The 20,983-nt window shown below is 62.1% G+C and carries 21 protein-coding genes; 9 read left to right on the top strand and 12 right to left on the bottom strand.

What is annotated here, in order from left to right:
* Positions 1 to 20: 20 nt before the first annotated feature.
* On the bottom strand, positions 21 to 1,598 hold the full coding sequence (locus QLQ85_RS16980; protein ID WP_282740078.1) for an NAD(P)H-dependent oxidoreductase: 1,578 nt from the start codon (positions 1,596 to 1,598) through the stop codon (positions 21 to 23).
* A gap of 44 nt (positions 1,599 to 1,642) precedes the next feature.
* Here QLQ85_RS16980 and QLQ85_RS16975 point away from each other — a divergent pair, with 44 nt between their 5' ends.
* Positions 1,643 to 2,089 carry an SRPBCC family protein gene (locus QLQ85_RS16975; RefSeq protein WP_282740077.1) on the top strand — a complete coding sequence of 149 codons (447 nt, stop codon included), beginning with the start codon at positions 1,643 to 1,645 and terminating at the stop codon, positions 2,087 to 2,089.
* 80 nt (positions 2,090 to 2,169) lie between these two features.
* On the opposite strand, the gene QLQ85_RS16970 is transcribed toward QLQ85_RS16975, so the two are convergent.
* Together QLQ85_RS16970 and QLQ85_RS16965 are read right to left on the bottom strand one after the other, a co-directional pair.
* Positions 2,170 to 2,373, bottom strand: coding sequence for a hypothetical protein (locus QLQ85_RS16970; RefSeq protein ID WP_282740076.1), 204 nt, complete (start codon positions 2,371 to 2,373; stop codon positions 2,170 to 2,172).
* Positions 2,374 to 2,674: 301 nt separating this feature from the next.
* Positions 2,675 to 3,307 carry a TetR/AcrR family transcriptional regulator gene (locus QLQ85_RS16965; RefSeq protein ID WP_282740075.1) on the bottom strand — a complete coding sequence of 211 codons (633 nt, stop codon included), beginning with the start codon at positions 3,305 to 3,307 and terminating at the stop codon, positions 2,675 to 2,677.
* A gap of 237 nt (positions 3,308 to 3,544) precedes the next feature.
* On the opposite strand from QLQ85_RS16965, the gene QLQ85_RS16960 reads away from it, so the two are divergent.
* A complete protein-coding gene (locus tag QLQ85_RS16960; RefSeq protein WP_282740074.1) occupies positions 3,545 to 4,651 on the top strand; it encodes a class I SAM-dependent methyltransferase in 1,107 nt (368 codons plus the stop codon).
* 109 nt (positions 4,652 to 4,760) lie between these two features.
* On the opposite strand, the gene QLQ85_RS16955 is transcribed toward QLQ85_RS16960, so the two are convergent.
* The gene (locus QLQ85_RS16955) at positions 4,761 to 5,636 is read right to left on the bottom strand and encodes a helix-turn-helix transcriptional regulator (RefSeq protein ID WP_282740073.1); all 876 of its coding nucleotides are present in this window, start codon (positions 5,634 to 5,636) and stop codon (positions 4,761 to 4,763) included.
* Positions 5,637 to 5,788: 152 nt separating this feature from the next.
* On the opposite strand from QLQ85_RS16955, the gene QLQ85_RS16950 reads away from it, so the two are divergent.
* The 5 genes from QLQ85_RS16950 (at position 5,789) to QLQ85_RS16930 (ending at position 10,210) form a co-directional block, all read left to right on the top strand.
* Positions 5,789 to 6,865, top strand: coding sequence for an aldo/keto reductase (locus tag QLQ85_RS16950; RefSeq protein ID WP_282740072.1), 1,077 nt, complete (start codon positions 5,789 to 5,791; stop codon positions 6,863 to 6,865).
* 36 nt (positions 6,866 to 6,901) lie between these two features.
* Entirely contained in the window at positions 6,902 to 7,951 is a 1,050-nt protein-coding gene (locus QLQ85_RS16945) for an aldo/keto reductase (protein WP_282740071.1), read from the top strand.
* Between the two features lie 481 nt (positions 7,952 to 8,432).
* The gene (locus QLQ85_RS16940; RefSeq protein ID WP_282740070.1) at positions 8,433 to 8,744 is read left to right on the top strand and encodes a hypothetical protein; all 312 of its coding nucleotides are present in this window, start codon (positions 8,433 to 8,435) and stop codon (positions 8,742 to 8,744) included.
* A 461-nt stretch (positions 8,745 to 9,205) separates the two neighbouring features.
* Positions 9,206 to 9,466: a hypothetical protein gene (locus QLQ85_RS16935; protein WP_282740069.1), complete on the top strand. Its 261-nt coding sequence runs from the start codon at positions 9,206 to 9,208 to the stop codon at positions 9,464 to 9,466.
* A 240-nt stretch (positions 9,467 to 9,706) separates the two neighbouring features.
* On the top strand, positions 9,707 to 10,210 hold the full coding sequence (locus QLQ85_RS16930; RefSeq protein WP_282740068.1) for a hypothetical protein: 504 nt from the start codon (positions 9,707 to 9,709) through the stop codon (positions 10,208 to 10,210).
* 30 nt (positions 10,211 to 10,240) lie between these two features.
* Here the strand turns inward: QLQ85_RS16930 and QLQ85_RS16925 are convergent, their stop codons facing one another.
* Both QLQ85_RS16925 and QLQ85_RS16920 read right to left on the bottom strand, forming a co-directional pair.
* On the bottom strand, positions 10,241 to 10,648 hold the full coding sequence (locus QLQ85_RS16925) for an HIT family protein (RefSeq protein WP_282740067.1): 408 nt from the start codon (positions 10,646 to 10,648) through the stop codon (positions 10,241 to 10,243).
* Between the two features lie 117 nt (positions 10,649 to 10,765).
* The gene (locus tag QLQ85_RS16920) at positions 10,766 to 11,410 is read right to left on the bottom strand and encodes an MBL fold metallo-hydrolase (RefSeq protein WP_282740066.1); all 645 of its coding nucleotides are present in this window, start codon (positions 11,408 to 11,410) and stop codon (positions 10,766 to 10,768) included.
* 336 nt (positions 11,411 to 11,746) lie between these two features.
* On the opposite strand from QLQ85_RS16920, the gene QLQ85_RS16915 reads away from it, so the two are divergent.
* Positions 11,747 to 12,118, top strand: a complete 372-nt coding sequence (locus QLQ85_RS16915; protein ID WP_407650404.1) for a septal ring lytic transglycosylase RlpA family protein — start codon at positions 11,747 to 11,749, stop codon at positions 12,116 to 12,118.
* Positions 12,119 to 12,173: 55 nt separating this feature from the next.
* Here the strand turns inward: QLQ85_RS16915 and QLQ85_RS16910 are convergent, their stop codons facing one another.
* Complete coding sequence (locus tag QLQ85_RS16910; protein WP_282723226.1) at positions 12,174 to 12,611, bottom strand: YciI family protein; 438 nt, start codon at positions 12,609 to 12,611, stop codon at positions 12,174 to 12,176.
* Positions 12,612 to 12,860: 249 nt separating this feature from the next.
* Between QLQ85_RS16910 and QLQ85_RS16905 the strand changes: the two genes are divergently transcribed.
* Entirely contained in the window at positions 12,861 to 13,988 is a 1,128-nt protein-coding gene (locus QLQ85_RS16905; protein WP_282740065.1) for a hypothetical protein, read from the top strand.
* A 208-nt stretch (positions 13,989 to 14,196) separates the two neighbouring features.
* On the opposite strand, the gene QLQ85_RS16900 is transcribed toward QLQ85_RS16905, so the two are convergent.
* From QLQ85_RS16900 to QLQ85_RS16880, 5 genes are all read right to left on the bottom strand, one after another.
* Positions 14,197 to 14,649: a DUF2846 domain-containing protein gene (locus QLQ85_RS16900; RefSeq protein ID WP_282740064.1), complete on the bottom strand. Its 453-nt coding sequence runs from the start codon at positions 14,647 to 14,649 to the stop codon at positions 14,197 to 14,199.
* Positions 14,650 to 15,039: 390 nt separating this feature from the next.
* Complete coding sequence (locus tag QLQ85_RS16895; RefSeq protein ID WP_282740063.1) at positions 15,040 to 16,182, bottom strand: tryptophan 7-halogenase; 1,143 nt, start codon at positions 16,180 to 16,182, stop codon at positions 15,040 to 15,042.
* Positions 16,130 to 17,899: a LodA/GoxA family CTQ-dependent oxidase gene (locus tag QLQ85_RS16890; RefSeq protein ID WP_282740062.1), complete on the bottom strand. Its 1,770-nt coding sequence runs from the start codon at positions 17,897 to 17,899 to the stop codon at positions 16,130 to 16,132. Before QLQ85_RS16890 ends, QLQ85_RS16895 begins: the two co-directional genes overlap by 53 nt.
* 26 nt (positions 17,900 to 17,925) lie before the next feature.
* Positions 17,926 to 19,170, bottom strand: a complete 1,245-nt coding sequence (locus QLQ85_RS16885; RefSeq protein ID WP_282740061.1) for a ferritin-like domain-containing protein — start codon at positions 19,168 to 19,170, stop codon at positions 17,926 to 17,928.
* A gap of 117 nt (positions 19,171 to 19,287) precedes the next feature.
* Positions 19,288 to 20,361, bottom strand: a complete 1,074-nt coding sequence (locus QLQ85_RS16880) for a peroxidase, FMP-type (protein ID WP_282740060.1) — start codon at positions 20,359 to 20,361, stop codon at positions 19,288 to 19,290.
* Positions 20,362 to 20,983 lie beyond the last annotated feature (622 nt).

The following is a 20,983-nucleotide window of genomic DNA, read 5'->3' as shown; positions in this document are numbered from 1 at the left end:
GGCAGGCCGGCGGGGCGCGATCATGCCAACCGAAACAGCGGCCACAGCCCGAACCACAGCACATAGCCGAGCGAGGCGCCCATCAGGCCGTCGATGCGCCCGGCCGGGCGGTCGTCCCGGAGATGCCGGGCCAGCAGCCAGGCCAGCCAGGCGCCATGGGGCACGACCACCCAGGCGATGCCGGCCAAGGCGCCGGCCGCCAGCCCCATCAGTTGCCAGGCCAGGGCGCAGGCGGCGGCGAGCAGCGTCGCGGCCTGCGCGATTCGCAGTGCGCCCCGGCGCCCCAGGCGTACCGCCAGGGTGCGCTTGCCGGCACCGGCATCGGCCTCGAGGTCCGGGATGCCCGACAGCGTGATGGAAGGGAGGATCGCCAGCAGCAGCGGCAGGCTCAACAGCCACGGCAGCGGATCGCGCCAGTCTCCGCCGAGGAACACGGCACCGCACAGCATCACGCCGATGCTGTGGGTGACCGCGACATCGAGCTCGCCCAGGCCACGATAGCTGAGCATCAGGGGCGGCGCCGTGTAGCCGATGGCCAGGACCGCCAGCGCCCCCAGCACGGCGATCACCGCGGCCGAGGACGCCGGGGTCACGGCCAACAGCCAGGCCGTGCCGCCCACCAGGCCCAGCAGCGCGACGAGGATCCCGGCCTTGACCTCGCCCAGGCTCAGCCGGCCCTCCACCAGGACGCGGGAGCCACCCGTGAAGGTGCTGTAGAAGCGATTGGCCCGATCGGTGCCCAGGTCGACCACCTCGTTGATCAGCACGGTGGCCACCTCCAGCAGGAACAGGCAGAGGTAGCCGAGCCAGAACACCGGGTTGCCGAATACCCCCCCGGTCGGCGCGGCGGCCAGCGCCCCGACCGCATAGGCCACCCAGGTCATCGGATAGAACTGCAGCCGCAACGCCCGCAACCAGGCGCCAGCCTTGTGCCTCAACCGCTCCGCGGGGGTGATCCGGCCCTGCGCCAACCGCCGGCCCTGGTGGTGCGCGCGAGCCAGCCAGGCCTGGCGCTGCGTCGGCGAGGCATCCTTGACCGAGCCGAACACCAGACTGCGCACCGGGCGAATGCCGCAGAAGCCCAGGGTCGCCCGTGCCAGGGCATTCCTGCCGGGCTCGCGATAGAGCAGCCGATGGATCAGCGGCGGGGTATCCATGGTGGTGATGAGCTGTGCCGAGCGCCCGGCCAACAACCCCTGATAACCGATCCCGCCCTCGCAGGTCCGGAACGCGAACCCCGGCGCCATGATACGGTCGAGAAACCCCTTGAGCAGTGCGGGCGCCCCGCCCCACCAGGTGGGATAGACGAACACCAGATGATCCGCCCAGGCGACGAGCTCCTGCGCCTGCCTCAGGTCGTCCTCGAGGGGCTGGTCGTTGGGCGACGGGGTATGCACATGGGGATCGAACTCCAGCGTCGCGAGGTTCAAGCGGCGCAGCTGCGTACCCGCCACGCAGGCCCCTTCGCAGAAGGCATCCGCCAGGGCACTACAGAGGCTGTCGCGGCGCGGGTGCCCGAGGATGACCAGCACCTTGATCGGCGACCGAAGCTGGGCTCGGCCGTCGATAGGCGCGTCGTTCGTCCTGAACGTTGTCATACCTTACTGTGTCATCGCATTGTCTGGCGAAGGTGGAGAAGGCCATGCCCATCATCGAGCACGACGCCGAGATAGCGGCCAGCCCACGGGAGGTATTCGCTCTCGTCGGCCAAGTGGAAACGTTTGCCGATTACAGCGACGCCATAGATACCATAGTCCGCCTGGGAGAGCGTCGCTACCGCTGGCGGGTGCGCATCGCCGGCGTGCCGCTGGACTTCGATGTGGAGATCACCGAGTTCACGCCCCCGGAGCGATTCGCCTGGCGCTCGGTGACCGGCGTACCCAACCGCGGCTGTTACCGCCTGACGCCCGTCGAAGGCGGCACGCATATTCACCTGACACTGGAATACAGCCTCAGCGACCCCCTGCTGGAGAAGGCCGTCAACCTCGCCGCCAAGCCCCTGCTCCACAAGCTCGCCGACGACATCATCGGCCAGGTGGAAACGCAGTTGCAGGCACAGCGAACCGGGCCACCCAAGGCGTCACGGTAACAATGCAACGCTGGGCGAATGTGGGCCCAGCAAGCCGGCATGAAGGTAAGGAAAGGACGATCACTCTTCCTCGAACTCCCTCATGGCCCGTTCACACCCCATGCCGACATTTTCGCCTCCACCCAGGGCAGAATCGCCGCGGGCGGTGCGACCAAGGCATTGGCCACATTCAAGGGCAGCAGCTTCAACTCGAGAGAGACATCGGTAAACGGCACATGCTTGGCCTGGACGTTCATCGCCCGGTAGTCGAGCACGATATCCGTGCCACGCAGCCCCTTCAACATCCCAGCGGCGATCGGGAAAAAGCCGTTGGCGGCGCCTGTCCTGCTCGGCCCATTGCTCCTGTTCGGGAGAGGCTGTCTCGCCCGACCCGGTATTCGGTGCAATACCCTGCATCGAGTTGAGGGTGCCGTCCTCTCATCGTGCCAGATGGAGCATTAGCCGCTCGCCGCGCACGAGCAGCAGCACGCAGCCGAGCGCCCCCTCCACCAGTCGAGTCGCCGTTGTCGCAGCCCTATCCAACTGTGGAACCAGTCCTTTGATCATGGACAGGGATACGGTGCCAGTCCAATGTCGCGCGCCGGCTTAATGCACCGCCGGCGGCGCCGGTTCCAACAGCAGCTTGATATAGTCGCGCAGCAGCATGATTTGCGTGGGAAGAATGTTCGGATCGCCGGTGGCCCGACCCAATACCAGCCCGCCCTCGATTACGGTGGACACCATGTCGGCGAGGGCATCGAGATCGACCGGTTCCTGCATGGCGGTATGTTCGACGATTTCTTCCAGAAGCGTGCGAAAGCGGGTACGCCAATGGAAAACGATATGCCGGTTCAGCTCACGCACGCCGCGGTCGAACAGGCGTTCCTGATAGCAATAGGTCGCGACGAGGCATCCCGGATGCCCGCCCGGCAGGTCCGCCATGGTTTCCGCCAACAACTTCAGGCCGACCAGAAACCCGTTCAGTGGATCGGCGCCAAGCTCCCGGCCACGAGCGAAGACCTCGTCGAGCAGCACATCGTCGCGTTCCATGTATCGCTGCAGCAATGCACGCGCCAGCTCGTTCTTGTCGCGAAAATGGTAGAAGAAACCGCTTTTGGTAATTCCGGCTTCCGCGATGATCTCCTCGATCGAGGTGGCACCAAATCCCTTGGCCAGCACCGCTGTCTCCGTGATGGCCAGGATCCGCTCGCGGGTCGCTTCCCCCCTGCCCATTGCCATGGTTGCCCCCGTACCTGCCGAGTCCACTGTACCGGAGGTACAGTTCGCCGGGACCAGGTCTTGCCGGAACCCTCGTCTCGGCGAGAAACCTCTTCGTATGTGCTTGATTGTAGTTGAAGTCAAGCCCCTCGCGAGAACCAGACCACGAGTTCACTAGCCGGCAACCGGGCAGACGGCCATGCTTATTCCCAGGTCCGGTGCAAGCCCACCGGTGGATAGAAAAAAGGGGGAACCACCATGTCTGCAGTAACCGGTGCGGCCCATAGCGTGACCGCCTTCGACGACAAGCGGGCCGAAGCTTTTGCCGAGCGACTCGTCGGCATCTTCAACTCAGGGGCACTCACCCTGATGACCTCGATCGGCCATCGTACCGGCCTGTTCGACGCACTGGCCGCCATGGGCCCGGCCACGAGCCAGGAAATTGCGGATAGCGCAGGGCTCAATGAACGCTATGTGCGCGAATGGCTAGGCGCGATGACGGTGGGAAATATCGTCGAGCATGACCCCGGGGCCGGCACCTATCACTTGCCACCGGAGCATGCGGCCTGCCTCAGCCGCCGCTCACCAACGGACAACGTGGCGGTGTTTGCGCAGTACATCCCGTTGCTGGGAACGGTGGAGGACGACATCGTGCACTGTTTCCGGCACGGTGGCGGAGTGCCCTACGAGCGCTTCGGTCGCTTCCACGAGATCATGGCCGAGGATAGTGGCCAGTCGGTGATACCGGCATTGGAAGAGCATATCCTTCCGTTGGTCCCGGGGCTCAAGCAACGTCTCGAGCAAGGGATTCGGGTGCTGGACGCCGGCTGTGGGCGGGGAAAGGCCATCAACAAGCTGGCGGCGCTGTTTCCCAACAGCCACTTCACCGGCTACGACATCTCTAGCGAGGCGATTGCCCTCGCCCGCGAGGAAGCCCACGAGCTTGGCAACACCAACGTGACCTTCGAGATCCGTGATCTCACCGACTTCGACCGTAGTGCCAAGCCGGCGGCATTCGACTTCATCACCACCTTCGACGCCGTTCACGACCAAGCCGACCCCGCAGCCCTGCTGCGCGGCATTCGCCGCGCCCTGGCCGACGACGGCATCTACCTGGCCCAGGACATCAAGGGCTCGAGTCACCATCACGAGGACTGTGACCACCCAATCGGGCCACTGCTCTACACCCTCTCATGCATGCACTGCATGACGGTGTCGCTGGCGAGTGGCGGCGAAGGGCTCGGCGCGATGTGGGGAAGGGAAAAAGCCCTGGAATACTTCCAGGCGGCCGGGTTCGGCGATATCGAGGTACACGAACTCGACCACGACTTCCAGAACTATTGGTACCTGTGTCGTCCACGGTAATCTTCGACATGAACCCATGCCTTGACTCCCAATACCAGGAAACCGGCACCAACAAAAAGCCTGCCACGTCGGCAGGCTTTGATTTGAATGGCCACTTCCCCAGCACTGACTAGCCCTGCCGTCGTGAGCGAGGCGAGTGGTCGAAGCCTACCAACAGGGCTTCCATCTTCTCCTGGGTGCCCGAATCACTGGTGGGTACATAGGTGATCAGCTGCAACGGCACACCGTTGCCACCGGCCACCTGAAGGATGGCGTAATCGAATACCAGTCGTCCCGCATCGGGATGCTCGTAGGCCTTCACGCCGTCCTCGGGTAGCCGAACGTTGTGCTCCCCCCACCACTCGACAAACTGCGGACTCCGCGAGCACAGCAGCCCGATCAGCTCGCTGAACCAGGGGTCATCGATATAGTTCGCGTAGGTCAGCCGCAGCTTGGCGACACAGTCCCGGGCGTGGGCCTCCCAGTCCACCAGCGTTCGGCGCATCCGCGGGTTCAGAAACAGCTGATGGATACCGTTCCTCTCGATTCCCTGCATGGTGTGGAGATTGCCATGGATGACGGCCGCGGCCCGGTTCCAGGCCAGGATGTCCGAGCGCGCGCCCATGATCCATGCCGGGCAGCACTCGAGCTGATCCATCAGCCGCTGCAGCTGGGGGCTCACCATCGCCTCGCGTGCCGAGCCATGGCTCCCGCTCTCCTGGCCGTAGCCCCCGAGGGTCAGCAGATGTTGCTGCTCGGCAGGCTCGAGCTTCAAGGCGAACGCGATGCGCTGCAAGGTATCCATCGAGGGGTGCACATCCCGTGTCTGCTCCAGCCAGGCGTACCATTCGGTGCTGATACCGGCCAGCTCGGCGACTTCCTCCCGGCGCAGGCCGGGGGTGCGGCGCCGTGCGCCACGCGGCAGGCCGATCTGCTCGGGTTGCAGCCGGGCACGCCGAATTCGCAGGAAGGTAGCGATCTCGCTACGACGGTCGTTACTGAGCAATGTGCTTTTCCTTTGGGGGGAAGTGCCGATACCAGTATGCGGCATTCCTTAATGCCTCGCCGCGGCGAACGTATCGTCGTCATGACAAGCCGCGACCGGCCTTCAGGTGCGATCGACGGTACCGGCAACCAATGACCGAGATGAGGGTACCCATGAGCCAAGCTATCACGACACTCGATTCTTACCGGCTGCTCGGTCGCTCGGGCCTGCGCGTGTCACCACTCTGCCTGGGCACCATGACATTCGGTGCCGACTGGGGCTGGGGTACGGACGAGGCGACCTCCGAGGCGATCTTTCGCGCCTATGCCGAGAAAGGCGGCAACTTCATCGACACGGCCAATTTCTACACCGAGGGCAGCAGCGAGAAGATCGTCGGTCGATGCCTCGCGGGCGAGCGGGATCGCTTCGTGCTTGCCACCAAGTATACGCTCAACACCCGCCGTGGCGATCCCAACGCCGGCGGCAACCATCGCAAGAACATGGTGCAGGCCGTGGAGGCCTCGCTCAAGCGGCTGGGTACGGACTATATCGACCTCTACTGGGTCCACGCCTGGGAGTATCGCACGCCAATCGACGAGGTGATGCGCGCCCTGGACGACCTGGTCCGGCAGGGCAAGGTGCTCTATGTCGGGGCGTCGGACTTTCCGGCCTGGAAAGTCGCGCAGGCCAACACCCTGGCCGAGTTCCGGGGCTGGTCGCGATTCATCGGCCTGCAGGTCGAGTACAGCCTGGCGATGCGCGACATCGAACGCGACCTGGTGCCGATGGCCGTGGACCTGGGGCTCGGCGTGACGCCCTGGTCTCCCCTCGCCGGCGGCCTGCTGACCGGCAAGTACAGCCGCGACGACATCGAGCGGCAGCGACGAGCGAACGCCGCCGGCGAAGTCGATGTCTTCAACTCTCGACAGCGGGTGTTACTGCCGGATGAGAGGCAGCTGTCCATCGCCGAAGAGGTCAGGGCCATCGCCGAGGAAGTCGGCCGTTCCCCTGCCCAGGTGGCGCTGAACTGGACGCTGACCCGACCGGGCGTCACCAGCACGCTCCTGGGGGCACGCCGTGTGGCACAGATCGAGGATAACCTCGGCGCCCTGGAATTCAGCCTCGACGACCAGCAACTGACGAGGCTCAACGAGATCAGTGAGGTCGACCTCGGCTTCCCGCACGACTTCATCACCGGTGAGTTCGTCAACGACATCATCACGGGCGGCGCAAGGATCGCGCGCCGCTGAGCCATGTCACCACCCAGCAGCAACAGGAGTGCAACCATGCGTTACCGCAAATTCGGCAATACCGGCCTGTTCGTCTCCGAGCTGTGCCTCGGCACCATGACCTTCGGCGGCGAGGGCGAGCTGTGGAGCCAGATCGGCGACCTGCAGCAGAGCGACGCCGAGCGGCTGATCGGCCGCGCGCTCGACGCGGGCATCAACTTCATCGACACCGCCGATGTCTACTCGGAGGGCCTGTCGGAACGCATCACCGGCCAGGCGCTGAAGAACCTCAAGGTGCCACGGGACGACATCGTGGTGGCCACCAAGGTCTTCGGCGAGACCGGCAGCCAGGGCGTCAACGCCCGAGGCAACTCGCGCTACCACATCATGAACGGGGTCAAGGCGAGCCTGAAGCGCCTGCAGCTCGACCATATCGACCTCTACCAGATCCATGGCTTCGATCCGGCGACACCCATCGAGGAGACCGTGCGCGCGCTCGACACCCTGGTACAGCATGGCCACGTCCGCTATGTCGGCGTCTCGAACTGGGCGGCCTGGCAGATCATGAAGGCACTGGGCATCGCCGAGCGTCACGGCCTGGCGCGCTTCGAATCGCTGCAGGCCTACTACACGCTCGCCGGCCGCGACCTCGAGCGTGACATCCTCCCCATGTTGCAGAGCGAGACCCTCGGCCTGATGGTGTGGAGCCCGCTCGCCGGCGGCCTGCTGAGCGGCAAGTACGGGCGCGACACCCAGGCCGAGGAAGGTAGCCGCCGCACCACCTTCGATTTCCCCCCGGTGGCCATCGAGCGTGCCTATGACAGCATCGACGTGATGCGAGGGATCGCCGAGGCACACGGCGTGTCGGTCGCCCAGATCGCCCTGGCCTGGCTGCTGCACCAGCCGGCCGTGACCAGCGTGATCGTCGGCGCCAAGCGGGTCGACCAGCTCGACGACAACATTGCCGCGACCGACGTCAGGCTGAGCAATGCGGAACTCGCCGAGCTCGAGGCCGTCAGCGCCCTGCCGCCCGAATACCCGGGCTGGATGTTCGAGCGGCAGGGGGAACACCGCCGGCAGCAGTTGGCGCAAGCCCGCAAGAAATAAGGGCCATCGGCGTATCGGCTTCACAGGCGGCCAGTCGGGAGCGATAGCGGACTGCCTCGGCGCGGGAATGGGTCATCGGCGGGAGCCAATACATGACTAATGAAGGCTTTTCTGACATAAGAAAAGAAATGCTGCATTGCAACAAGAATGCGGCTACGCTGGGGAAGCAATCCTTTCAGGAGGATCAACTCCATGAATACCCTATGCCCGCAACCCCACCCGCTTGACACCGAAGTGCTGCAGTTCTGGGCTCGACAGGCCCTGTTGCAGCGCGCCGCCCTCGAGGCCATTGCCGCCCATCTTCGCTGACGGACCCTGGGCCTCCCGGGCAGGCGTCACTGCCGTTACAGGCGGGCCGCATCATTCACGCTGCTTGCACTGTCCTGGCCTCTGAAAGCCTGTATGATGAACTGGCACGACATTTCATTACGGAGAAGCAACCACGATCGATCATTCTTTCAAGCCAGCACGGGAGGTTCTCATGAAGGTCTACAAACCTGAGTGGCAGTGCACGTTTAGCGTAAACGAAGGCGTGGAAGAATCGGCCAGCTGGAAAGAGCGTATCGCCTGGCGCATACGGGGATTCGCCGACAGGCTGGACGGTGGCGGAAGAACGATCAAGATTGACTGCAACGTCTCCCCTCGAGTAAGCCGCCAGGATATCGATACCTGCCTGGGAAAGGGCTTCGAAGTGACCCAGGGCCTGCTCCTGCAGCTCGCCCATCAAGCCGCCTGCGAGGTCGTCATGCGTCACGCCAAGGCAGAGCTTTTCGAGGAAGAGCACCAGCGTTGAGGGCATGACGTTGCCGGCAATTACCGCACCCCATTCGGCCCCTGGCCGGATGGGGTGTTTTACTTCCAACCGATCTGCCGACTCCGGCCGGTCCCTCGAGCTACCGCCCCACCACGGCACCCTTCACATCGGCCAGAAGCCCCCGTACTCACTGACGCCGGCGGCCACCGGCGCTTCGCGAAAGCAACCAAATGCCGGTGCTGCAGAGCTACCGACCTGGCATCCGTCGGGCCTGACCTCCCAAAACTCCCCTTTACTTACATAAAAACACACTATAGTTACAGAGGAGAAGGATCTCTGGTGTTTTCGCTCAGCTCCAGGAGGGAGACCTGCTGCCAGCGGCACCGTCTCGACAACGGCATACACCGAGGAAGCACCGGGCCTGTAGGCCGGTACCCAGGACATTCGGTGGTGAGATCGGAGTTCGGAGCCGAGGAGTTAATGTGATGGAAGTCACCAGCATGACACGCGCACTGCCCGACGACCTGGTGGATCAGTTATGCCCGATGCCTGAAGCGCCTCCCGGCTGCATCGGGCTCGATGCGGCACTGGGGCGCCGCCTGGCAACGGCCAAGGCTCGCCTCGATCGTATGGAGCGAGAGGTGGTCTCGCGAGACCTGAGTGCACTGGCGATGGCTCGCGTGGAATTCACCCTGGCGGCCCGGGCGCTGGCGGACGATCTCATCGCCCGAGGCCTGCACTTCACGGGAGAGAGCGACTGAGAACTCGTCCAGCCGGGCGTCAGCTACCGACCGAGGACAGTCGCCTGTCTCCTGCACCTCCACTCTCGCATCACGGCAGCAGGCCAAACCACGCCATTGCCCTGCAGCCCGGGCCAGGACGTCACCGGTGCCGGCCTCGCACTCGCTCCGCCCCCATTTCCGGGCTTCTGACTCGGCCTGGCAAAGGGTGGCACTATATTAGACAAGGGAATGGCCCATTTCCGGCAGGAGGTGCCCCGCATGCCGAAGACCAGGAACAGGCGTCGCAAGCCGATCGGTCCCTCGAGCAAGTCCCTCGCCGGCAAGCCGCGACGGCGTTTCCGCCCTCGCCGCCTGGTACGTGGCATCCTGATCGCCCTGGCCATCCTTGCCGTGCCGGCGGCCTGGCTCATTCTCGAGGAGCGTAACGTCCGCACCCTGGCCGACCTGAGCGTGATCGGCAGCGGCGAACCGGTCGCGGTGCAGGTGTTCGATCAGCGCCGCTCGGCGAGTCGTCGCCTGCGCGACAATGCCGAACAGGCGCTGGCCAACATCGAACACCCACCCGCCTGGCGCGTGGTGAACATCAACACCACGCAGGGGGCGCGCTTCGCCGGTGAGCATCTGGTCGACCAGGTCACCATCGTGCTGTTCGATGAACAGGGCCGGCGCATCGACGTCATACGAGGCGTCGCCAGCGTTGGCGACCTGGAGACGGCGTTCACCGACCTGCGAGGCCAAAGGGTACGTCGCGCAGAACGCTGAAGCCCCGCCTCTCCCACGCGACGTCATCGGTCAGGCAGTCGAGCCCCCGTTCAGGGCCCCCCGGAGTCGAGAAGCGGCATCCGCCAGCTCCTCGGGCTGGGCCTGGGCCAGCCCCTCCACCCGGATGTCCTGCATCGCATCGATCGGTACCAGGTGGATATGCACGTGCGGCACCTCCAGGCCGACGACCAGCATCCCCACGCGCTCGCAGGGGAAGGCGCGCTTGAGGGCCTTGGCGAGCTTCTGCGATACCGCCATGAGGTGGGCGACCAGCTCGGCCGGCAGGTCGTCCCAGTGGTCGATCTCCTCGCGCGGAATCACCAGCAGGTGACCGGGCTTCATCGGATTGAGGGTCATCAGGGCCACGCACTGTTCATCCTCCCAGACGAAGTGCCCCGGGAGCTCGCCCTGGATGATGCGGGTGAAGATGCTTGCCATGGTCGGATGCCTTTTCTCGGAAAACCCCAACGATGCCACAGCTCACCGTGACTTTCTTGTCCCTGACCACCCAGGCCGTCTCGAGCGGCGCGACGTTTCGGGCGCAGGCGACTCCGCTCACCCCAGCAACTCGTCGAGCGCCCGATCCACCAGGCCGGGCCACTCGCCCGGGGCGAGCTCCTCAAACCCGGCCTCGCCAGCGAAGGCGCTGGAGAAGACCACGTCCGGTTCGAGCGTCTTCAGCAGCCGCAGGCTCTCGGCCAGCGTCTCCCGGTCCTCCTCGGCGCTGTGCCCGGGAATGAAACCGGCGCGCCAGCCGCCATCCTCGTTTCGGTAGAGGGTATCGCCGGTGAACAGGTAGCGCTTGCCGTGGGGCGAGTCGACCAGGAAGCAGGTACTGCCAGGGCTATGGCCAGGAGTGGGGATCACCTCGATGGTGTCCAGGTGCCGTTCGCGCCTGTCGAACAGGATCTCCGGGGGGCGCACGCGGGCGAAGTCGTCGCGCTCGGCGATATGCCCGGCCAGTCGGGTCCCGAAGCGCTCGTGGATCAGCGCCAGGGTCTCCCCCACCTCGTCGCGGTGGCTCAGGTACTGGTAGGTCACACCCCCCAGCGCCGCCATCCGCTCGATCTCGTGACGATGGCCGGTATTGTAGAAGAGCACGTTGCCCGCGTCCCGAACGAACAGGTAGGCGTGCACGGTGAGCCCGGTGAAGGGGCTCTCCACCTCGGTCTCCCAGATATCCGGCTGTACGCGTTGCATGGGTCGCTCCTCTCGCTCAGGTGACGCCCCACAGCCTAAAACCTCAAGCGAAGTTCAGGTCAAGCCGTACGCCAGGACGCCCCGAACCCGCCCAGCGGCCGGACTTGGCCGCCGCAATTTCACGACGGGTCGCCATCCCCCGGCGTGGTCGTGGGCGATCGAGCCTTGACGGCCGCACGCCTTGCTATACGAATAGCGTTCTTTTGTCGCCAACGTCGTCGATCTTTGCTACGGGTTGCCCCCCTTGGCCAGGGCGGTTACCATGCCCCCTGCCTACCGGCACCTCATCGCATCGATGGACGCGCAATCCGCTGCACGAGAACCATGAGGTAATCCATGGGAACCCGAGTCCGACTGACTCTCGCCTGTTGCCTGGCCGGCCTGCTAACGGCGGGTAGCGTGCAGGCGCACGATGACGCTACCCAGGAAGGCATGGCCTCCTTCTACAGCGACACCTTCCAGGGCGCACCGACGGCCAGCGGCGAACCCTTCGACCAGCAGGCCCTGACGGCCGCCCACCCGAGCCTGCCCTTCGGTACCAAGGTGCTGGTCACCCGTCCGGATACCGGTCAGGAAGTGGAAGTGCTGATCAACGACCGGGGACCCTTCGTCCAGGGGCGCATCATCGATCTCTCCAAGCACGCGGCCCGCAAGCTCGGCATGCTCCGTCGGGGCGTTGCACCGGTGATGATTACCCAGGTGAATTGAGCCCGCGGGCGGACGCCTGGCGTATCCACACCGACGGCATTGCGACCGGCACCGCTCAGCGCTTCTGCTGCCACTCGGCGGCCTGGGCGCGCAGCCGCTCCTCCTGCTCGCGCAATTCCGGGGTGAACTCCTCACCGAAGTCGTCGGCCTCGAATACCTGGCGGATCTCGATCTCGGCCTCGGTGCCGGGCATCGGGTTCGGGCAACGCTTGACCCACTCGATGGCCTCCTCCTTCGACGCCACCTGCCACAGCCAGTAGCCGGCGACCAGCTCCTTCGTCTCGGCGAAGGGGCCGTCGATGACGATGCGCTGGTCGCCCGAGAAGCGCACGCGCGCCCCCTTGCTGCTCGGCTGCAACCCTTCACCGGCGAGCATGATCCCGGCATTGACCAGCTCCTCGTTGTACTTGCCCATCGCCTCCAGCAGCTCCTGGCTCGGCAGCGTGCCGGCCTCCGACTCCTTGCTCGCCTTCACCATGACCATGAATCGCATGTTGGTCTCCTCTCATGTTGTGGTCGTCCACCTCCATATCGAACGGCTCGGCCTGCAATCGACAGGTGGCTCAATCGAAGATCAGCATGACCACAACAGCTTCGTGGCCCATCGCGGGGCACCGAATTCCGCACGCGCGACTGCTGTTGGGCTATTCTGTTGAAGCCCCGTCCCTATGACCCCGTAGGCGAAACAGCCCATGCCCACGGAGAATAGTAAAAATTAAATCAATGGGTTAATGGTTTTGTGATGATTATTCTGGGCTCATCGTCCGTCGAAACCGAATGTTTCGACACCATGGCCATCCTTGGCCACCTCGAGGGGGAAAGCCTGATGCCAGCATTCCACTCCAGCACACCTCGCAAAGCGCTGGGCACGGCCCTGTTCGCCGGTGCCGGTTTGCTGCTCGCCGATCATGCGAACGCCGAAGCCCAGCCGCCAGAAGCCGAGCCGGCGTTGTCATCGGGACCCTCCGAAATCGTATTCGAGGAACATAACCTCTTCCCGGAGGGTATCGCCTATGATCAGACCCGCGACGAATTTCTCGTGAGTTCGCTATATTTCGGGGGCATCTACCGCGTCTCGCTTGAGGGCGATATCCAACCATTCGTCGAGGACGAGCGACTGATCTCGACCTTCGGCTTGCACCTGGATACGGAGCGCAACCGAGTGCTGGTGTGCAACTCCGACCTCGGCGTCGGCGAGCGAACGGCGGAAGACACCAAGATGCAAGTGGCGGAGCTTGCCATCTACGACCTCGCTACCGGTGAGCCGCTGCGCCATGTCGACCTCACCGCCCTTCACGAGGGAGCAGCCCATTTCTGCAACGATGTCATCGTCGGACCAGACGGCACTGCGTATGTGACCAACAGTCTTTCGCCGGTGATCTACCGGGTGCCGCTGGACGGCGAACCCGACGTACTGACGACCTCCGAGCTGTTCGAAGGCGAAGGCGTCAACCTCAACGGGCTGGTGTATCATCCCGACGGCTACCTGATCGTCGCCAAGTACAATGACGGCACGCTGTTACGCGTATCGCTCGATGATCCTTCAGACGTCCAGCAGGTCGAGCTCGACCGCACCTTCGAGGGTGCCGACGGCATGGTCTGGGACTCGCAAGGCAAGCTGGTCCTGGCAGCCAACGCCATCATCGGTGGCGAGGTGAGCACTGATGCAGTAGTGCAACTGTCCAGTGAGGATGGCTGGCAAAGCGCTCACGTCTCCGGCCGCATGGACACGGGCGCCGTTTTCGTGACGACGGCGGCGCAGCAGGGCGACGACACCTACGTGCTCTACGCCAAGCTCGACCAGCTGTTTACCGGCAAGCTGCCCGTGGAGCGCTTCAGCATCCGCCGCGTGGACTTCGAAGCACAATAGCCACGCTGTCGCAGTGCATTTGCTCCAGGAACCCACCGGCGCCGTAGAGTCGCCCAGTGCCACCAGCTCCCCGGCATCACCGTGACCTTCACTCGTTGGTTTTCAATCTCCACTGCGCGTGCTTATTTTCCAGATCATGTGATCAAGAGAGTCAATGGAGATCAACGTAGCCCACAGAGACCTTCTCTGTGGGCTACGACAGCCAGCGTTACTGCGAAGCCGCCAAGCGACAGCATTCCCGCACAGCCATCATCCCCTGCTCCTCGTCGACCATTTCCAACCCTGCGCCACCGACGAAAACGCCCATCTTGATGTATTGCCGGACAAAATAATTCCTGTCGGCGTCTGCCACAAACGAGAGGGCATTGTCACTGAATTCGGATTCCGTCGAAATGACGTGCTCTCCGGGGGGGATTACCTTATAGAAATACACGCCATTAGCCGTTTCTCCAATTATCTCCCCGTCCAGAGATACGGTCTTCTTCAAGGCCTTCCCTATGAAGCTGTCACGGTACACGTATACACCCGCCATGGAGTCTGGCGGCGCCGGAAACTGCTTCAGCGCCATATCCTCTTCCTTGGACCCCATCGACACCGACGCACAGCCCGAAACGACCAGTGTCGCCGCGAGCACCACCCCTATCATCACATTTCTCAACATCTACCTGCTCCCTGATCCGTCATGTCATCTCTTCAATAGCATTGAAATCGCGCCTTATTGGAACGACCTCGATACTGCATATCGGCCAGGATATTGAATAATTTAGTAAATTCTTTAACCTCAGGCTTGATGGCGCTGCCACCGAAGGCCTGACGACAGCCATCACATCGTGCAGTAGTCCTCGACCTGGTGCCGCGCTTCGATCTCGTATTCGGAACTGGGGGCAAGCAGGAACTCGCTTACCCCATGGGGGTATCTCCCGCATCGGTGGCCCAGTCATAGGTCCAGCCGTACCGTGTCCAGGGCGCGCCGACGGCACTCCACGCCATCGGCAAGCCAGGCAGCATAAGCCTCACGAGTCAGGTCCGGCACGATTTCCGGATACCCCTTTTAAATAGGCATAGCCTCACAACGGTGGGCCCAGAATGGATGATCCGACCACCGTCGCTCCAGGCTATATTGGCCCTGCCACTCCCTGAGAAAACGGGTTACCCCCCTGTTTGCCCGAAATGCATACTGTTCCGCCGCATGCAGGCCATTGTTGTGCAGCCAATCGGTGATTACCGGTGCCGCAGCCAGACCGTCGCCCAGTGCGTTGGAAATTCCCGAAGAGGTCAAAGGATCGAATGCAGCCAGGGCATCGCCCACGGCGATCCAGCCCGGTCCGGCTGCCCGGGTAACAAAACCGCTGTATGCGGCAAAGCAGGTAAGGGAGAGTGCGTGCCGGCGGGTAGGTTGCAGCCACTGCTGCAGCTCCTCTGTCTGAGCCCAGAGCGCATAGAACGTTTCGCGATTTCGTAATCCCTTCTGGCGAACAAGGGCTGCATCCGACATCAACGCCAGCAGCGCTGAACCATCGGGTAAACGGGTCGCGTACCACCATCCGTCGGCCACCGATTCCACCAGTGTTATCCCTTCCAGCCTGCCAGCATTGGGCCACTTACACGCCACCGCCACCAGATCGTCGAGACGCTTGCGCTCAATTCCCAGTCGCCTGCAAAGGGCAGCTCTGCGACCGGAGGCGTCGACGAGGTAACGACAACACAGCAGATGCTGTTTGCCCTGGTAAGTGATTTGCAGTTGCCACTCTCCACTATCCCAGCGTAGGGATTCCAACACCGCAGGAGTCAGTAATTGCGCACCTCTCACACAGCTGGCTTGACGCAGATCCTCGTCAAAGCGTTCCCGATCGAGATGCCAGCCGTCCCCTGTCGAGCGATGGAGAAAATCGTCGAACCGGCGCTCTCCCGCCCATAGGGAGAGATTGGTGTAGTAGGGTCGGTGTCCTCTCGCCTCAAGGTCATCCGATATCCCCAGCAGCCTCAATTTAGCGACGACATCAGGCGCTGCGGATTCCCCCACCCTGAAGGCCTGGCGGGCGGGCCTGTCCAGAATAGCCACGCGCTCGACGCCCGCCGCTATCGCGGCGAGAGCCGTGGCGCAACCGGCAGGGCCGGCGCCGAGGATAACGAGATCGAAATCAGTTGCCATTCGGTGTGAAAGGTCGAGGTAGGGTGCGTGCAACTTCCACAAAGCGGCGCTCTCCTTCGACCTCTTTTGCCATCACGAAGCCCAGTTGCGACCAGTACTGCACCATCTGTACGTCGTCGGCAAAGGAGATGAAATCTCCCCGCATCTGATCGAAATCGGTACCGATCCAGGCAACCTGCCCTCCCGTCTGCTCATCCGGGGTCGAAATAGCCGCCAGGCCCCCGACCTGGGATCGCGGCTCCAGATAGACGAATTCAGGCCTTTGTGCGGGCCACCACCACAATACTCGCTCACCGATGGGCTGTGAGGAGCACTCATTGAAGTCTGCCTGCCAGGGTATGGCCATGTAGCGAGTGAGATCCCCGGGTTCCATCGCAGAAGGCGTAAAACCCAGGTTGAGTGGCCCTTCGGTGGGCGGCGCGGCGTTGATACGGAAAGGGTCCTCACGACTGTAGATGGCCCGATTGCGGGAGATCCAGGTGAGCTCGATACCGGGAGAAAACGCGCCTCCTACACAGTTTTCCAGAACATTGCGCGTCAGTGATTGAGGGCTACTATCGACAACAGGCTCGTTGACGAAGTGTCCCGCCGCCCACTGTTGAACAAAGAAGAACTGGGTATCCGTCAAACGCAGATAAGTGGATGTAAGCGTGCCGTCGATAAGACAGTTGTCCCCCGCCAGGTAGGGCATCATGGTACCTCCCCGCTCGGAGATAATGGTGTTCTCATCCGCCGGTGGTCGCAGGATATCCAGAATCCAGTTGCGCAGGCCGCGGTAGTGATCCTCCTGATACGGCACCGCACCCAGCATCTCCATGTCGAATTTGTGGGGTTTGGGGGGGATTGCCGCGACCCAGGTGTAGGTGGTGGCCCGCTCCAGTAGTGGTCTTATCTCGCTCTGGAAGTTGGGCTTGTAGCCATCGGGTCCACTTTGCCACATGCCCTGATCATTGATCTTCGGGTAGTGTCCGGCACGCACAGCGCTGTCGAAGATGGTGTCCCAGAGCGTTACCAGGTTGGCGATCTCCGGTGCATAGGAGGGCGGTGCCACAGACACCCAGGCCGGATCAGCTGGATCAAGGCTGTCATCGTCCCACTCGATTACCGCCCTGACCGGACCGTCACCGGTGTCATCCCACCAGCCGTCGTTATTGGCGTACTGTTTGATCACGGCGTTTTCATCTTCGGTCCCGGATATGCCCAGCCCCCCCAGCACCAGCAGGCGACCGGCTTCGTCGGTACGCAGCTCTCCCAAGGTGTCGATACACTCCCGATTGGGATACAGGATGCCCTTGGGGAAGTTTGCGCCCTGATAGTCCACGGGAACCGTATGGCGATCCATGGGGACGGGGCCGGCATGGGTGCCGCTGATCCGCCGTGGGCCTGGATCGATAATCAAGCTGCGTCGGTCCTTCACATCGGCGTTGCGCAAGGGATGATTGCTGGCGTAACCCAGTTCCCCTTCGTTGGTGGCGAACTCGTACCAACTGGCTTTCTTGTTCGCCATGTGCACGGTCCAGGTAATCGACTTGATTCCGGGCGTATCCAGGGTGATCTCTTCGTTGCCGTGATAAATATGAAAGCGCGCCGCCTGGCGACACATGCGACCCTGTCCATCCCGGAAGTCATCCTGGGTGAAGAGGCTGCCGTCGGGGTTGATGGGCAGACCGCGATACGTCTCGGGCCCGATATAGAATTTTTCCGGCGCGTTCCCCACACGGGCGATGCCGACAGGCGGGTAAATCTTGTAGTCAGTCATGATGATTTCCTTTCAACTTGATCCCGTTACAACCCCAGCTCTTTGGCTGCCGTCAATATCTCTTTGTCGCCTGCTATGGCTGCCTTGAGGTGCGTGCGCAACGCATTGTCCCTGGGCGATGTCGACAGCTGGTAGAGCTCACCTTCAAGCTCCTGCGTCAGTTCCTCAAAGGTGCGCCCGGTATCGCTTCTGTAACGCCAAGCCGGTGCGGCATTGGGGCCAACGGAGCTGTCGCCGTCGGCAAAGGCCGGGGTAGACATCAGCGCCCTGGCAAGATGCGGCAGCACCCGGTGCATGATTGACAGGACGACGTTGAAATAGGGGTCGGGGGCGTCGTCCTTGAATGCGGCCTCGAAGGCGCGCAGCATCAGGCTGTAGCGGTGATCGAAGCTGTCAGACAACCGTTTGGCCCGCTGGTTGGTGTAGTCGCTGCTGTCGGGATTGGAGATGATGGGGAGCGTCGCCGGGAAATTGGCACTGTCGAGCGAAACTTCGCGGAACTTGAGGAAGTGGCTCATCTCGTACGGGGTGCCAAGGATGGGCCCGTAGGTGCCGTCGGTGCGCTTGCCATAGTGGTTGTAAGTACCGAAACTCTCAACCGGCACCAGAGGCTTTTCAGGGGGGACGGTCCCTTCACCTTGCTCGACGATTTCGTTTACCGCTACATGAAAGCTCTCCTTGTCCACCACTTCGTTGACGTTACCGCCAAATTTTCCAAGATAAATGTTGGTCCTTTGTCGACCAGGAACATCAGTTGTACTGAAGGGGTTTCCGGGATAGGTATTCACCGCCGCGATCAGGGCGCCGTACAGCTGCGCGATGCTGTCATAGTTGTCGCCCTGAGGAGGCGCGCCATACTGCGCCGGGCTCTCTATGGCGGCAAAGACATTGGCGAATACATCGGGGGATGCGCGAAACAGGCCGACCATGGGGGTCGTGTTCGGGTTGGCCTGTGGCAAATAGCCGGGGAAAGTAGGGACCGCATCACCGGTAAATTTGGGCAGCGCGCCCAAGGCGACGATGATATTGGCCGCCTGGTTGACATGGAACATCTCCTCCATGGCTACGCTTCGCAGGGTCTGGTAGGCGTGGCTCCCGGTGTCTGAAATGGAATAGAGTGCCGAGAGGTAGACAGGTATGGTGGTAAACTCCACCTGTAAAGCGAGCTGCGCCGCCTCCCGGAGGTCCTGCAGCGCGGGTTCACTGGTGCTTGCGAGCCTGTCGAACAGGCCCGGAGAAAGGTTCTCTCTCACTGTTTCTGATGGCGCCATGGTCTTCATCTCCTTAATGTTTCGTTATCCCGGTTAGCCTGTTTCCGCGGCAGATGGCGGGAACCCGACGCCTGCAGTCATGAACAGCGGCGGGTTCCCGTGCGGTCAGGCGTGCGGTCACGCTTTTTTGCGCAGGGTATTGATCTGAATGTGTGGCCAGCGGGTCGTGCCGCCATCAGTGCCGAATTGAAACTCGAAGAACTGGATCTGCTCGTACTGCAGCTGCAGAACCTCCTCGCCGTTTTCGATCACAGTTTCGATCCACATCCGCAAGCTCATCTCGGTTACACGCGCGAATCGCTCTACGAATGGGGTGTTCAGTAGTCCACCCTCAGGCCCGCCGGGCTCCCGGGTGCGCATATCGATCAGTACGAAGCTCTTGATCTCCTGATCCTGGATGGCGTCGCGCAAGCGGAGGTCGGGACGCACCGAGTAGGGGTAGTGATCGTCCGCCAGAATGCGCTGTGTATAGGTTCTGTTGCCGCTTGGATCTCTCTCCGCCAGACTGGGATCGTGAACCCAGGGCGGCGCCGGTTCATCGAGATTGATGGGGGTGTCGGCGGTGGTGCCTGCCAGCCCCATGCTCGGGGAGATGGCCAGGTGAGCGGGGTCCCATGTGGCAGTGCCATGGGGGAATTGCGGTTTGCCCTCATTTTTTGAGTCTCTACCCAACAACAGCACGGTGCTGCCGTGGGGGATCGTGCCGCTGCGGGAGACCGAATAGGGGGGGATATAAACCGGGCCGTCGGCGCCGGCGCCCGCCGATAGTTCGGGATAACCGATATCGGTCATGATGGAGTCGTCGTCGGCGGGATGGTTATAAAGAGTATCCAGCCAGAGGTACATGCCGTTCTCTTCATGGAGCAGGTTGCCATCGAGATCATGAATGGTCTGGTCGTATTTTACCGCTCCGCTGAACTGCTCGTTGGCGCCACCTCGGTTGCGTACTCCCCCGGGTACCAATGTAAAGGTAAGCTCCTCGTCGTAGTTCTGGCAGAGAAAATGAAACTTGCCGGGAATGGTTTCGGAGTTGCTTCCGGGGGAGGGCAGGCAGGTGGTGTGTAATCCCCATCCGGTCGTGTTGTTGTCCGGGTTGTAGTTGACCCAGGTTCCCGCCAGCTGTTCGAGTACGCCGTAATTCGCGGGCTTTTTGAGTACCTCGGGAGTATATCTCGGTTGTTGGGTAGCCATGATTTCAATTTCCCCACTGTTATTGTTGATCGTTGGCTCGCAAGTTGGTGAGTGTGGTCGCGCGCCTTTCATTCGGATCCAATCGGCTCCGGGGAATGACAAAAGTCGCCTTTTACGACAACCACGTTGTTCCGTTTCCACACTTAGCAGCCAACTCTACCCGGCGGGCTTGGTTTGGCTTCCTTCCTGAAGGAAAACTAGCCGCATGTACCTTAATACCTTACATGCCACAAGCAGACATACACCATTACTTACACGAAAAATGTACTGACATTATCCATTCGGGTAATTAATTAAGCCGCACGACTGACACATTAACGTTCATGAATGCATTCATGATATCTTCCTGTGCACGTCGCAATAAAACCACCAATGTAACGAAGTGCGATTATTATTCCCTAACATCATTTCTCTGACAAGAAATGTAATTCCCAGTATTAATATGTTTCACTATAGTAGACGCAGATGGCTTGGCTGTAGAAAATACGACATATGGTACGTGCGAGTTATACCACCTTACTTGCACGCTTCTTGCCATGCAGCTTATAAGACATAGTCCATGTATCTGTAGTCCTGAAGCCATAACGGCGATCTCAATGACCAAGTGCAACATCTGACCCAT

It is taken from the genome of Halomonas kalidii, from assembly GCF_030010475.1.
GTDB lineage: Bacteria > Pseudomonadota > Gammaproteobacteria > Pseudomonadales > Halomonadaceae > Halomonas > Halomonas heilongjiangensis.
This window is presented reverse-complemented; position numbering and strand designations above follow the sequence as displayed.